This window comes from Neokomagataea thailandica NBRC 106555 (assembly GCF_001598495.1).
In the GTDB taxonomy this organism is placed as follows: domain Bacteria; phylum Pseudomonadota; class Alphaproteobacteria; order Acetobacterales; family Acetobacteraceae; genus Gluconobacter; species Gluconobacter thailandicus_A.
The window spans coordinates 1-13,895 of sequence record NZ_BCZB01000012.1; the positions used below are offsets into that span (position 1 = coordinate 1).

The following is a 13,895-nucleotide window of genomic DNA, read 5'->3' on the forward strand; positions in this document are numbered from 1 at the left end:
AGGCTTGGTTTGGCCATGCAGTTTCTGATGATGTGGGCATGGGATGGCTGCATTTGGTGGCGGATGTTGCTCATATTCTGACGGCCGGTGTGTGGGGTGGCTCTCTCCTTGCATTTTGTTGGCTGCTGTTTGGGAGCAAAGAAGCCGTTATCTCTGAGAAGGTTTTGCGAAAGTTTTCATGTATTGGGTATGCTGTTGTTACTATCCTTCTTATGACAGGGGTGGTGAATACATATTTTATCGTAGGCAGTGATCTAAAGGATTACACGCATCCGAGCAGCTATGTTGTTCTTATTTATACAAAGATTATTGTGTTTGTTGCGATGCTGCTTTTGGCGTCTTTTAATCACTTCGTATTTACCCCGCGTTTGGGGCAGCGTTTGCGTGATAATGTGTCTGCTGTGAAGGCTGTGCAGCGTTTGCGTATGAGTATCGTGCTCGAATATACGTTGTATTTGGTGATTATAGGGCTTGTGGCCGTGGTGGGGGTGCAAAGCCCCACGCCGGATATGTGATTAGGATTTTGCCTGATAGAGAATATCGGGTGAAATCTCAGGGGCGCTGGTGTCTTGTAGGCCAGTTGGTGTGACACCGTGATAAAAGCAACTCCGTCGTCCTGTGTGGCAAGCCACGCCTGTTTGCTCAACAATAACGAGAAGAGCGTCTTGATCGCAGTCTAGGCGGGCTTCGAGCAGGCGTTGGCGTTGACCGGAGGTTTCTCCTTTGCGCCAGAGTTTTTGGCGGCTGCGGGACCAATAGCAGACTTGGCCGGTTAATAATGTTTCGGTTACGGCGTCTTTGTTCATCCATGCCAGCATCAGGATTTCTCCATCAGGGGCTTGGGCAATGGCCGCGATGAGGCCGTCTTTATCGTATTGTATGGCGTCACAGATAGTGTTGATGCGCTCAATTGGCGGGGGGGTGTAGCTCATGGTGATGGAGTTTCTTCTTGTGTGGATTGGGGGCGTAATTCTGCGGGGAACCAATTGGGCCAGACAACCTGTACAGTTTCGCCATTGAGGGTAAGGGCGTTGCTGGACCATGCTTCACGGCGGAGCAGGGCGAGGGCCGTGGTTGCGTGATGGGAGCGTAATTCGCCAACATCTTTTCCGTTGAGCTGGATAGGGCCCGGGGTGGAAAAGGCTGTGCTGGGGCCGGTGATAGGTAGGATGCGGCGCTTGAGTACAGCGCGGTAATGGGTACGGGCGGTGAGCTCTTGCCCCATATAGCAGCCTTTGGAGAACGAAACGCCGTGGAGCACGTCCATATTCGCTTCAAGTGCTAATGTTTTTTCGGCTTCAAAATCGGTCCAGTCGGGGAGGCCGAGTGAGAGGCGACGGATGAGATAGGCCTGCGGTGTTTCGCCCATTATGTCACTGTCTGGAGTGATCAGTGCGCGCCATCCCGCTTGCTCTGTCCTTGGGTCTGGGGACGAGATGCTGTGTGGTGGTGGGGAGGTCCCGTCTGGGCCTGTGATGACGCGGAAATCTGTTGTTACGATACGAACATCAGCGCGAAGGCGGAACCGGGAGAGGCGCTTTGTTAAAGTTTCGGCATGCTCAGCCGGGCAGTCCATGAGCAGGCGTGGGGTTTCTTGTGTGGTGTCTTCATATAAGAAGAATTCACTAAGCCAGCGTCCTTGTGGTGTGAGGACGGCGCTCCATAGCGCATGACCTTGTGAGACGAGGGTCACATCGTTGCTCACCAAGCCTTGCAGGAAGGTGATGCGGTCTTGTCCTTCGAAGGCGAGGACGGCGCGGTCTGAGAGAAAGCCTGTCATAAGAATAAGACGTAGCGGATCGCTTCTGCGTCCGGCAAGTCATGAAGCGGTGAGGGGTGCTTGCGTGCTGTTCATCGGCGGGGAATAGTACAGCGATTATCTGTGATAGGGTGCGTTATTGCCCTTAAGCGTTAAGTAGAGCGATTCTTGACATGCCAGCGCCCGAAATTATTGACCCGACGAGTAACCCGGCAAGGAACCGCAAGCGGATTCTGCAATTTGTTGGGCCAGTTTTAGGCGTTATTTTGGTCATTGGCGGTATCGTCGCGATTAGTTTGCACAACTACCAGACTATGCGCGGTGGTGTGATTTCGCTCTCTCGTGATTTATTGCGCAGTCAGCAGCGTTATGTGACGGAAGAAGTGGAGCATTACCTTGCCCCGGCGTCAGATAGTGCCAGTATTGCGCCAGATATGTTTGATATTCCGGTTGATGCGAGTTCGCCCGACACATTTATGCTGTATGGCCGTTCGATGTTGGCGCATTTGCCGCAGGTGGATAGTTTTTATCTGGCGAATGATAAAGGCGAGTTTTGGATGGTCATTCGCCATAAGGGTGCTTATGACCAGACGCATCTGCAGGTTGAAAATGGGCAGAGTGTTTATCGCCATACTTATGTTGATCAAGCTGGGAACTGGTTAGGGACAGGCGCAGACCCAGGAGATCAAGGGACGTTTCGGCAGAGGCCGTGGTTCGCGGGAGCAATGGCCAAGGCCGACCATCAATTGTATTGGACGGACCCTTACGCTTACTTGGCAACGCATCAGTTTATTATCACGGCGTCTATCCCGTTTACGACGAGTGACGGGCACCGGAATGTGTTCGCAATTAATATCTCTTTGAATCGTCTGACGGAATTTTTGAATTCCTTGCAGGTTGGTAAGAGCGGGCAGGCTGTGATTGTGGACCTGCAGGGACATGTCATTGCCGGACATAACGTTGCAGCTTTGTCGCAGAAGGACGGGTTTGATCCATCGCACCTTCTTTTGGACCCTGTGACGCAGCCCGTTTTTACGCGGGCTTTGAATGTGTATCGGGTCAATGGCTCAGGGGCCGGGTTGGTACATGCCCGGAATAAGAATTACGTCACGATTGCATCGGCCTTGCCGATGGTACACCGCGATTGGGTTTTGCTGCTTAATGCGCCGGAAAATGATTTCTCTGATTTTGCGCAAAGTGCGCGGCGGCGTAATTTAGGCTTTTCGTTGATTGTGGTGGCCTTAGCGCTGTTATTGGCTGTTGGCGTGATTTTTCAGGGGCGGCGAGTTGAGCAAATACGCGGTCTGTTGGAGCGCGCGCGGCATCGTGTGAAGTCTGAAAATGCTGCACTGTTGAGCTTGGCGCGTACACCAGATTTATTTTCGGCGGAGCATGATGTTCCAGCTTTGACAGAGATTTTAGCGCAACGAACATTGGCGCGGCGTGTGAGTGTGTGGCGCTTCCTGTCCGGTGGAGAGAGGCTGATCTCAGAGGACACCTTTGAGGCGGAGCATGATGTGCATGGGGCGGGCTTTACGCTTTCCCGTGCTGAGCATGATGAGTTTTTCTCTATGCTGTTGGAGGGGCATGAGTTTACGGTTGATGATGCTGGACGTGATGAAAAAACACGTAATTTCCAAAGGCTCTTTATGCGGCCTTTTGGTACGGCGTCATTGCATGCTTATCCCATCATTGCGAATGGACATATTGTTGGTTGTATGATGTTGGAAGATGCCCGGTTAGCACAGGGAGCGGAGCATATTATCGCGGTTGTCGGTGCGATTACTGGGTTGCGCTTTGTGCAGGCAGCGGAGGAAGAGGCGCAGCAGGGCATTTCGTTACCTCTGCATGATGATCATAAGGCGCAAACGCGTTTTGACGAAGGGTTTTTACTGTCCCCTGCAGGGCAGATGTCTTCTGTGCCGAGTGGTATTTATCCAGCTGTTCCGGTGGCAGTGATTTCGTTTGCAGAAACTTTTGCGGCGGACCGTAAAGCGGTAGAGCGCAGTATTGCGCTGGTCTCTGAGATTGGGGCCGTTATTCAGCGTATTGCGCAGGATGCGGGTCTCTTTTCAGTACAAGTGGTGAGTAACCGCATTGTTTTGATTGGCGGGTGCCGACAGGAGGTGGATGCTGTTGCGGCTATTCGCCTCGCGGATGCGGCTATTTTGATCCGTGAAGCCTGTTATGTGCGTCTGGCTCAGGCGGATATGGACCCTGTGTTTCGCATCGGTTTGGATATGGGGCCATTGGCGGTGGCTCAGTTGGGTAATGCGCCTTCAGTATTGAATTTTTGGGGGCGTGCGATTGTGGCGGCGGAGCGTTTGGCGCTGACTGCGTCAGATGCGGGCACCATTCAAGTGTCAGAAGATGCTTATACGGTATTGAGGGAGCAATTTTTATTCCGTTCGCGTGGCATGTTCTTTGTGCCGGGGCGTGGGGCTGTACAAAGCTTTACGTTGGCGGGGCGCCGGGAATGATGCGTGTGCGGCGTATGTTGGCGGCAATTGGGCGGTTCACGCGTGGGCAAGCGCGTTTTTCGCTTATGGCGTTTGGTACGGGGTGGGGAGTGCTGCGTGAAGCGGTGATCCCGTCAACGTGGCGCCGGACGGTACGTATTGAATTTTGGAAAACGCTGCAGCAAGCCACAAAGGGCGCATTGGTGAGTGTGCTGGTGACGGCGGCGTTGACGGGATTTGGCATTGTTGCGCAAGCGGTATATTGGCTTGGCTTTGCTGGGATCGCGCAAATGACCGGGTCTATTTTGTCGACCGTTCTGGTGCGTGAAATTGCGCCGATTTTGGTGGGTGTCATTTTACTCGGGCGTTCGGGGATGTTGACGCTGACGGAGTTGGGCACTTTAACGATTGGCGGTGAAATGCGGGTCCTGAAAGGGATGGGTGTTGACCCGTTTTTGGCATTTATTCTGCCGCGTAGCTTAGCCATGATGGTGAGCGGTTTTACGCTTGGTATTGTGTTTAGTATTGCCGCGTTATTGGTGGGGTACATCGTCTGCCGGGTGGAGGGTGTGCTCAGTATGCCGGTCTGGACATTTTTTGATCAGGTTGTCAGCTCGGTTCATGCGGTTGATTATGTGTCTATTCCCGGCCGATTAATTTTAAGTGCTTTCGCGATTGGGATTACCTCGTGTTTGACGGGGGTGGATGCAACGGCAGATGATGACTTGGCCGCGTTATTGCCGCGAGGCTTTGCGCGGGGGATGCTGGCCGTTATGGGCATTAATGTGTTGTTCAGCGTGATGGTGGGATGAGATGAGCCGCAATGACGCAACGCAAAATGAAAGTACCGGGCGCGCTCATAGGACTGTTGGGCTGGACCCTGTTTTAGAACTGCAAGATGCGCGCCCGCGGTTTGAGGATGGGGGCTTGGCCGCGGTTCGGTATAATCTGCGTCTGAACCCGGGGGATTTGGTGCTGGTTGAGTGCCCAGACGCGCAGCAGGCATCACTTTTTGCAGATTTATGTGTTGGATTATTGCCTCTGGCGGCGGGGCATGTTCGCTGTATGGGGATGGATTGGCAAAGCCTTGATGAGCGGCGGCGTGCGGCGTTGCGTGGGCGTATTGGGCGTATGGTGGTTAATGGGGGGTGGGTTGATCTGCACGGGACCGATCTCAACATCCTCTGGCCGCATATGCACCATACACGTGTACCGACCGAAGTTTTAGCGCGGCGCGCGATTGAGTTGGGTATTCATTTTGGTCTGCCCGGTTTGCCCGTCAGTGTGCCGTCTAAATTATCAGGGTTAGATCGTTGTCGTGCGGATTGTGTCCGTGCCTTTTTGGGCGAACCTGCGTTGTTATTGTTAGAAAATCCGTTGGATGATGTGCCACTGTCTCTTTTGTTGGCCTTTTTATCGTCTTTGACGGAAGCGCGTGACCGGGGGGCGGCGATTGTGTGGATTACGCGAGGGACATTCCCGGCGGGTGTCGGGCGGATTGAGGCGACATCGCGTTGGCGCCTGCATGACGATGGTCTTTTCTTGAAACGAGGTGCGTGATGTTTCGCCAGCGTCATACCGAAAATACGAAAATTTTGTATCGTAACCGTTATGCGGATGAGTGGGTTGGCCTGCTTGTTCTGATCTCGATCGCATTGTTCATCGCTGCGGTGGCTGAAGCTGGGGTTTTGAAGCAGTGGCTGACCCCTGAGCGCACGGTGCATTTTGTTTTGCCTGAAAGTGGTGTGGCGGGGTTAGCCGTTGGGGATGATATCGAGGTGATGGGTGTGCGTGCGGGTTCTGTGCGGCGTGTCGATATGAATGCAACGGGCCGGATGTATGCTGAGGGTGAAATAGAACCGCAATTCGCCGCCTTTGTGCGGCAGGATAGTCAGGCTTTGATCCGGCATCGTTTTGTGGTGGCGGGGGCGAGCTACATCGCGATTACACGGGGGCAGGGTGCGGATTTGGACTGGGGCTATGCAGTGCTGACGGCAGGAGTGGAGCCTAACCCGGCGGATGTTGTGGCGCAGACGGTCAATGAAGTGCGCGCCCAGCTTGGTCCCATGTTGCATAATGTACGTGATATTACGGCGCAGGTTGATGGCATGTTGGTTGATTTGCGCGCTGGGAAGGGGAGTGTTGGCGGTCTTATTGCCAAGGATGATACGCTCCGCCGTGCGGATCAAATGCTAGATGACGTGCATGTTTTGCTGACGAACATGAAGCCTATTGAAGGGCAGCTAGGGGGGGTGATGCAGCAGGCGAACCGTACTTTAGCCAATGCACGAGCCACGACGGATGCGCTGCGTAAGAGCATGCCACAAATCCAGCAGACGATTGGTCATGCGAATGATACGACGGCTGAGCTGCCGGGTATGATTGTACAAGCACAGGCAACGGCAGATTCATTGCGTAAATTGATGGAACAGCTACGCGGCTTGTGGATTTTAGGGGGGCATGGAAGCTCGGGTGAAGGGCAGCAGCGCCTTCCAGCACGGGCGGTACGGCCATGAGATATTGGATGCTTGTAGGGGTCTTATGTTTCGGTGCGTGCGCTTCTCATTCAGGCAGCGCGCCATTGCCGGATGAGCTGTATCAAACGGCGATGTCGACAGGGAAAAGTGCTTTTGAGCTTGGGCATCCTGAAGAAGCAGAGCGGCAATATCAACAAGCTTTTCGCCGTGCGGTTGTGCGTGATGATACTGCGGCCTTGCATGATGCAGGGTTTAATTTAGCGACAACACAGCTTGAGCAGCATAAGCCTGCATTGGCTTTGAAAACTTTGGATCAGCTTGGGGAAGCTTTGTCGTTGAGGCAACACGCCGCGTCTGCTGATTTGGCTTTGGTGCGTGCTGCGGCATTGTTGCAAATGGGGCGCGCTGGGCAGGCTTTATCGGCGGCACGAGGCGCGCAAGAAATAGGTATTGCCGAAGACCGGGTGCGTGCTGGTTATTTGGTTGGGCGTGCTGCGTTTTTGCTGAAGAAGCCAATGGTCGTGATGCAGGAAGCTTCTGCTTTATGCTCTGTTAAAGGGGTGGGGCAAAGTGCTGCAGATTGTCTTGATCTGCGGGTGCGCCACGCTCTTTTGCAGGGGGAAGGGCGTACTGCTTTGCCGCAGGCAATGGCGTTAGTGGGGCAGCGGCGGGATGCACGTGACTATGATGGAATGCGAGATGCACTGTCTTTGGCCGCAGATGCAGCGAGCCAAGCTGGTGATGTTGTGCAGGCGCGTTCTTTAAAAGAGCGCTCTTTGGCCAGTCAGGCAGCGGCAGGGCGTGATGGCCCCTAAGTGAAGGGGGGATTACTGAGTTATAGGGTGATGCGGGGGCGGTAATGTCAGACACGGCACGCTACGAGTTCTTTTTATTTTTATTAACGGTGACGCTGGTGTTGGAGCTGGTGGCTCGTAAGTTGAAATTGCCGCCTGCTGCGGCCTTTATTTTAGGTGGAATTGGCCTTGCTCTCTTACCCGGGGCGCCAAGCATTACATTCGACCCTGAACTTGTGATGTTGGTGTTTTTGCCACCACTCTTGATGAGTAGCGCATGGTTTACTGCATGGCGTGAATTTCGGCAGAATTTGGCAGGTATTTTGCTGATGGCCGTGGGGGCTACGGTGTTCACGACGGCCGCTGTGGGTTGGGCGGCGCATCTTTTAGTACCGTCTTTGCCTTTGGCGGCACATGATTATTCGCGTGTATCATTCTGGAGAGATATATGATCGCACATGGTGCGGGATGAAGCATACTTTAGGGGATGCAGGAATTTCACGCTAAGCCTTGTTGAAGCACAGAGGCAGTAGTGGGCTGTGTGGTCGTGGGGTATTTTGTCCCACGACCGTTTTTAACAATCGGTTTATTGATTGAGAATTTTATTCTTTTGTTCTTGAAAATCGTGTTCGCTAATGGCGCCCTTATCCCTTAATTCGGCTAATTTTTCTAATTGTGAAAAATCTTGGGTGTAATGGGGGGATTCGACGATCATTGTGGGTGGGCCGAAGCGATTATCGTTAGTGTCACTTTTCTGGCAAAAGAATATAATGTTTACGATGGGTAATAGTTGCCACCATCCAGAATGATTTGTGTCATGTAACCTTCTGGCGGCAACTGAAATGTTTGGTATTAAAAGAATGAGTTCGGATAAAAAATTGAGATCTTTTATTCCTATGATTGTACCAAGTATTCCAACAAAAAAATTAATTAAAAATTGGAAAAGAATAAAATACCAAAACTCAGATCGTGTAGATCTTCCGCTGAACGTAAAGTATTTCTTGAAAGCTATGGTGAACCATTTCCATCCATTAATAGTCTGCATTTTTTATTCCCTTTCGATATATATAATTACGAAGCATTGCCTATGTAAGAAAGCAAGCACAACCCAATTATTGCAAGTGATATAATGGGTAAAATAATGTTAGCGCCTTTCTTTGTTATTAACCATATGGAGTGTGGTATAATCCATGCTCCAAAAATAATAATCATACCCAGGGATTGATTTAAAATTTCTTTTGTTATGTTGTCGGGCGATAGTATGGAACCTTCTATGAGTAGGCATGCAATGGCTCCTATGAGTAGGGAAACGCCATGTCCTAATCGTTTGTTATTATTTTTTTCTGATAATTCTGTATCCTTATTAAGTAATTGAAATTTTTTTAGGTAGTATTCATCTTCTGATATTATTTTCCTTTCTTTTAATTCGAAAAGCTTCTCTAAATTCTCAAGTGTCTTGTCGGTATTTTGTCTCATTATGATATATCCCTGATGTGATGAAATATCATTGCGTGTATTTTAAAAATAAACAATGCTTTTTCCCTTTATGGAGAACGCCCTGACAGTTTAAGCGTCTCGGTTTTTGATGGCGTGGAGAAGGGCGGTTTTCATGCCTTTCCATCCGGGGGCGGCGCTGTAGTCTAAAATAGAGTGGCGGAAGAGGCGGTTAATTAGCGGGACAAGAATGGCGCAGACGACCAGCATTTCTCCGCCCTGCACGATGAGTTCCCAGAGAGGCGCAGAGTTGAGCTGTGAGAGGTTCAAAAATGGCGTCCATAGTGGGATCCAGCGGAGTTGTGAAATGCTCTGCGTGGCGACGCCTGCGACGGTTAATTGCAATAAAATTTCGACCGGGAGGATGAGGGCCATTAGGACGGGTGCCAGCATGCCTTGTGCTTCGCGCGTTGTGTCACAGCGTACACCAACGGCGAAAGCAATCATGGCCATTAATGTTGCGCCGGTCAGGAAGAAGAATGGTGCGCCGATTAAGACGCGTGGTGTGAGCAGTGAAGCGAGGATAGGTGCGGGTTCAACGCCTAATTGAGGGCCGAAATGCGTGAGCAAGCTGATGCCGGCTGTAATCCACGTACCAAAAAGAAGGCACAGAGACATCAGCGCGGCGAGGAGTTTTCCGAGCATGATGTGATCAACACTGACGGAAGAAAGTAGGGCTTCGAGCAGCTTGCCCGACCGTTCTTCGACCAAGGCTTGCAAGAGCCATTGTGTGGTGAAGATGGTTGAGATGAGCAGCATCAGGGCGAGGGCAGTCGGCCCGATATTCCGCAGCATGTCAGCGGAGAGGCCGTGTTCTGGCAGGTGCAGGCCGATGCTGGGGGTGGCACCATTAATCTGTACGGCGATCTCTGGAGAGAGGCCCGCATCTGTCATGCCTTTGATGCGCATATCATGCGCTAATGTGGCTTTGATGATGGTGAGTATGGATCCGGGGGAATGGCTGATCCAGATTTGGACATGGGAGTCTTGTGGAAAGGCAGCCGGGATGGCGACGATGTAGCCTTTAAAGGGATGTTGGACGCTTTTTCCTGGCGAAATATAAGGTTTTAAGAGAGATGCGAGGTGGTCTGGTTCTGCTGCAGTGAGGGCCGCAGGGGGCGGGGTGATCTGTACGGTGGGATCATCTTTGTGGATGGCGTGTTCTAGTGTGGAGGCCACAGTGCCGCTTTTGTCCAGAATGATGGTTTGTTCTGGTGTGGTGTCATGGATCAGATGCGGCATGACACTTCCCATGAGGAGTGGGAAAAGCGGCACAAAGACTACGGTGAGCCAGAAGCTTTTGGTGCGCAGGGTTTGCTGGAAGTCGCGTAGGGCGATGAGCCAGATATACCGTAAAGAGGTGCGTGATAACATGTTAGGCCGCCTGTGCTGAGGGTGATGCGGCGTCTCCCGCAATGTGGATGAAGGCGTCATGCAGGCTCGGTTTGGGCTGCTCAAAGCCTTTCAGTGGGATTGCGTTTTGGGTGCAGTGCAGGAGCACATTTTCAGCGCTTTGACCGGGGGCGAGGGTAACGGCCCATTGGCTCCAACCATCGTCTTCCTGCATGACTGGCGTTGCTTGTATGATGCCGGGCAGAGATGATGGGTCTGTGCGGGTTGTTAGGGTGATGGTGTTGCTGATCTGATGGAGAGCTTCTGGCACGGTGCCGTGGAAGCGTGTTTCGCCTCGGGCGAGAATGAGGATGCGGTCACTCAGGCGCTCGGCATGTTGCATAATATGGGTGGAGAAGAGAACGGCGGCACCGTTTTGTGCGGCGTTGGTAATTTCATGTTCCAGCAAGGTTTGATTGATCGGGTCTAGCCCTGAGAAGGGTTCATCAAGGATGAGCAATTTGGGCTGATGAATAAGAGCCGTGCCGATTTGGACTTTCTGGGCCATGCCTTTGGAGAAGTCTGATACCTTTTTGGTGCTTTCAGCGGTAAGGCCGAAGCGCTTGAGAATGTCTTGTGCGCGGGTTCGGGCTTCGCGTTGGGATAGGTTTTTGAGGCGGCCAAAATAGATCAGCGTTTCGAAGGCTGTCATATTACGGTAGAGGCCGCGTTCTTCTGGCAGGAAGCCAATATTGGCATGTTGCTCTTTCTGAGCAGGCTCTCCGAAGAGCGCAATGGTGCCGGTATCGGGCCGAATGATGTCGAGAATCATACGGAGGGATGTTGTTTTCCCGGCGCCATTACCGCCGAGGAATCCGAATATTTCACCGGGACTTACAGAAAAATTTAGGTCTTTTACGGCTTGTTTGGTTCCAAAATTTTTTGAAACATTTCTTATGTCAAGAACTGTCATGATGACCTCAAATAACAGGCGTTATTTGATGAGACTTCAAAAAATACAGCGTTTTGTCAATGTAACGAATTCTAACGAATTGGCCATATCGGGTCATTTTTGGGAAGGGGTGAACCTTCCCAAAAATTTAAGCGGCCGCGTGGCTCGCTTCGATAAGGGCGAGGCCCTCGGCAACTGAGACAAACTCGGAGCCACTATCGATTTTGTCTTCACCGAAGCGGCGTGTGAAGAGTGCGCGTACGGCGGGTACAAAAGAAGTGCCACCCGTGAGGAAGACCCGGTCAATCACTGGGTTTCCGGCCTCGGTTAAGGCGGTCTGAATGGCATCATCCATGCGCGTGAGGTCTGTGGTGATCCAGCGTTCGAAATCATCACGGGTGATGGTTTCATTGAGGGTAAACCCCCCGTGGGAGAAAGCCAGTGTTGTCTGCTCCGCGTGTGACAGGGCGGCTTTTGCCTCACTGACTGCGCGATGCAGACCTTGAGCCGCTTGGTCATCAATCAACCGGTACAAATGGCGCAGCGCCTCAGGTGCGGAAGATGTTTTGGCAACATCTTCAATGGCCCGCAGAGTATGCGGTGTGCGCATCATGGAGAGGCGATGCCAGCGCCCAAGATCCAAGAACCACTCTGGCGGTACGGGGAGAGGCGCTCCTCCCATGACCTTGTAAGTGGCATTTCGGCCGAGAGCGGGAGCGACGGCATGCTCAATGATGCGTGCGTCAAACTGATCTCCAGCGATGCCGACGCCAGAATGGCCGAGTGTTTGAACTCGCTGTTCCTGCGTGGGGTCAAAGCGCATGATGGAGAAGTCACTCGTGCCGCCGCCAAAGTCACCGACGAGTACAGTGGCGGGGCGGTCAAGGCGCTGCATGAAGCGCCAGCCTGCGCCTTCTGGCTCTGGGACGATGCGCGGTTTGGGGAAGCCCGCCGTCATGAAGCTGTTTTCAAGGCGCGTAATGCCGAGGGCATCATTCGCGCGCTCACCCGCGAAGCGTACCGGGCGGCCAATGGTGACGCTGGTCTGCTCAGGGGTGTATCCGGCTTTGTCCATGAGGATGCGTAGGAAGCGCGCGATGAGGTCTTCCAAGCGCATGGTTTTCCCGAACAGGCGCGTCTCTTGGAAGGATGCCTGTGCGAGGTAGCTTTTCATGGACATGATGAGGCGGCTTTCGGATGGGTCATCCAAATAAGCCTCAATCGCGTCTTGTCCGATGGCTTCCGCCATAATGCGGCGACTGCCTTCTGTGTCTTGCCAGAGGCACAGTAAGGTACGGCAGGTGTCGCGTTCTTCTCCGGTTTCGAAGCGCAAAGGTATCGGGTGTGCGCCGTCCTCAGTAGCGAGGACGATCACACTATTACTGGTCCCGAAATCAATGCCGAGCCGGACGGGCTTGGGTGATGACGTCGTCAGGAGACTGCCTCCACTTGCTTAGAGCAGTTGTGCTCTGCTGTGGCATGTTCCGGTACGGCGGGGCGCTTGCTGCCCATTTCGGATTCGTGCTGCACCATTGGTGTCATGCCGAGTGTGCTGAGCAACTGGCGGTCACGATGTTCTGCGGGGTTTGGTGTGGTGAGGAGTTTTTCACCGCAGAAGATGGAGTTTGCACCTGCGAGGAACGCGAGGGCGTGGGCTTCATCCGTCATGTTTTCACGGCCAGCCGCAAGGCGGACATGGCTCTTGGGCATCATGATGCGTGCCGTGGCGATGATGCGGATGAAGGTGATGGGATCGACTTCTTCCGCTGTGCTGAGAGGTGTGCCTTCAACGCGGACCAGCAGGTTGATGGGGACGCTTTCTGGGTGCTTTGGCAGGTTTGCAAGCGTCATAAGGAGGCTTGCGCGGTCTGACAGGTCTTCACCCATGCCGACGATGCCGCCACAGCAGACGTTGATCCCGGCGTCACGTACATTGGCGAGCGTATCGAGGCGTTCTTGATAGCTGCGGGTGGTGATGATCGCGCCGTAAAACTCTTCGGACGTATCAAGGTTGTGGTTGTAATAATCTAGACCGGCCTCTTTGAGGCGAGAGGTTTGGTCCGAATCCAGCATGCCTAATGTGACGCAGGTTTCGAGACCTAAAGATTTTACGCCCTCAATCATGGCGCAGACTTGTTCCATGTCCCGCTCTTTTGGGGAACGCCATGCAGCACCCATGCAGAATCGGCCTGCACCAGCAGCCTTAGCCGCGCGGGCTTCTTTCATGACGGCTTCTACAGCCATGAGGCGCTCTGCTTTGACGCCGTTTCCGTGGCGGGCGCTTTGAGGGCAATAGGCACAATCTTCCGGGCAACCGCCGGTTTTGATCGAAAGTAGCGTCGAAATCTGCACTTTTGTGGGATCAAAGTGCTGACGATGTGTTTCTTGTGCGCGGAACATCAACTCTGGGAAGGGAAGAGCGATAAGAGCTTCAACCTCTTCTTTCGTCCAGTCATGACGCAGACCATCGGTATGGGCTGGCATTGAGGACGGAGGAGTCGTATCCGAAACAGGGGTGTTATGTAATGTCACAGTGTCATTCTCCGGCGTTGTTGAGACACACCTACCCAAAATCGCCCGGTCGTGTCATCAGATCGTCACGATTAAGAGCCGGAAAACGGACAAGGC

Annotated in this window: 15 protein-coding genes; 7 read left to right on the plus strand and 8 right to left on the minus strand. The window is 52.8% G+C overall.

The annotated features are described in order from the left end of the window. Window positions 1-515 (plus strand): CopD family protein (locus NTH01S_RS05270; RefSeq protein WP_174523604.1); only part of this gene is annotated, 515 nt, incomplete at its 5' end. On the opposite strand, the gene hisI is transcribed toward NTH01S_RS05270, so the two are convergent. Together hisI and ygfZ are read right to left on the minus strand one after the other, a co-directional pair. Further along, window positions 516-932 (minus strand): phosphoribosyl-AMP cyclohydrolase, encoded by a 417-nt coding sequence (hisI, locus tag NTH01S_RS05275; RefSeq protein WP_068170562.1) that lies wholly within the window; start codon window positions 930-932, stop codon window positions 516-518. Next, the gene (gene ygfZ, locus NTH01S_RS05280) at window positions 929-1,780 is read right to left on the minus strand and encodes a CAF17-like 4Fe-4S cluster assembly/insertion protein YgfZ (protein ID WP_068170565.1); all 852 of its coding nucleotides are present in this window, start codon (window positions 1,778-1,780) and stop codon (window positions 929-931) included. Before ygfZ ends, hisI begins: the two co-directional genes overlap by 4 nt. Window positions 1,781-1,932: 152 nt before the next feature. On the opposite strand from ygfZ, the gene NTH01S_RS05285 reads away from it, so the two are divergent. From NTH01S_RS05285 to NTH01S_RS05310, 6 genes are read left to right on the plus strand one after another with little or no spacing between them, the layout of a single operon-like run. Beyond that, window positions 1,933-4,239, plus strand: a complete 2,307-nt coding sequence (locus NTH01S_RS05285; protein WP_068170567.1) for a cache domain-containing protein — start codon at window positions 1,933-1,935, stop codon at window positions 4,237-4,239. Beyond that, window positions 4,236-5,030, plus strand: a complete 795-nt coding sequence (locus NTH01S_RS05290) for an MlaE family ABC transporter permease (RefSeq protein ID WP_068170569.1) — start codon at window positions 4,236-4,238, stop codon at window positions 5,028-5,030. Before NTH01S_RS05285 ends, NTH01S_RS05290 begins: the two co-directional genes overlap by 4 nt. 1 nt (window position 5,031) lies before the next feature. After that, window positions 5,032-5,778: an ABC transporter ATP-binding protein gene (locus tag NTH01S_RS05295; RefSeq protein ID WP_068170571.1), complete on the plus strand. Its 747-nt coding sequence runs from the start codon at window positions 5,032-5,034 to the stop codon at window positions 5,776-5,778. Continuing rightward, on the plus strand, window positions 5,778-6,734 hold the full coding sequence (locus NTH01S_RS05300; RefSeq protein WP_068170593.1) for an MlaD family protein: 957 nt from the start codon (window positions 5,778-5,780) through the stop codon (window positions 6,732-6,734). The genes NTH01S_RS05295 and NTH01S_RS05300 overlap by 1 nt, the downstream gene beginning before the upstream one ends. Window positions 6,735-6,742: 8 nt before the next feature. Further along, window positions 6,743-7,510 (plus strand): hypothetical protein, encoded by a 768-nt coding sequence (locus tag NTH01S_RS05305; RefSeq protein WP_084367030.1) that lies wholly within the window; start codon window positions 6,743-6,745, stop codon window positions 7,508-7,510. A 44-nt stretch (window positions 7,511-7,554) separates the two neighbouring features. Further along, window positions 7,555-7,941: a cation:proton antiporter domain-containing protein gene (locus NTH01S_RS05310; RefSeq protein WP_068170599.1), complete on the plus strand. Its 387-nt coding sequence runs from the start codon at window positions 7,555-7,557 to the stop codon at window positions 7,939-7,941. Between the two features lie 134 nt (window positions 7,942-8,075). Here NTH01S_RS05310 and NTH01S_RS05315 read toward each other — a convergent pair whose 3' ends face one another. From NTH01S_RS05315 to bioB, 6 genes are all read right to left on the minus strand, one after another. Further along, entirely contained in the window at window positions 8,076-8,534 is a 459-nt protein-coding gene (locus tag NTH01S_RS05315; protein ID WP_068170602.1) for a DUF805 domain-containing protein, read from the minus strand. Between the two features lie 26 nt (window positions 8,535-8,560). Further along, complete coding sequence (locus NTH01S_RS05320) at window positions 8,561-8,965, minus strand: hypothetical protein (RefSeq protein ID WP_068170606.1); 405 nt, start codon at window positions 8,963-8,965, stop codon at window positions 8,561-8,563. A 90-nt stretch (window positions 8,966-9,055) separates the two neighbouring features. Next, window positions 9,056-10,357 carry an ABC transporter permease gene (locus NTH01S_RS05325; RefSeq protein WP_068170626.1) on the minus strand — a complete coding sequence of 434 codons (1,302 nt, stop codon included), beginning with the start codon at window positions 10,355-10,357 and terminating at the stop codon, window positions 9,056-9,058. A gap of 1 nt (window position 10,358) precedes the next feature. Beyond that, window positions 10,359-11,288: an ABC transporter ATP-binding protein gene (locus tag NTH01S_RS05330; RefSeq protein ID WP_068170629.1), complete on the minus strand. Its 930-nt coding sequence runs from the start codon at window positions 11,286-11,288 to the stop codon at window positions 10,359-10,361. Window positions 11,289-11,415: 127 nt separating this feature from the next. Then, window positions 11,416-12,702 (minus strand): Hsp70 family protein, encoded by a 1,287-nt coding sequence (locus NTH01S_RS05335; protein WP_068170633.1) that lies wholly within the window; start codon window positions 12,700-12,702, stop codon window positions 11,416-11,418. Beyond that, window positions 12,699-13,751 carry a biotin synthase BioB gene (bioB, locus tag NTH01S_RS05340; protein WP_068170636.1) on the minus strand — a complete coding sequence of 351 codons (1,053 nt, stop codon included), beginning with the start codon at window positions 13,749-13,751 and terminating at the stop codon, window positions 12,699-12,701. The genes NTH01S_RS05335 and bioB overlap by 4 nt, the downstream gene beginning before the upstream one ends. Window positions 13,752-13,895: the final 144 nt, after the last annotated feature.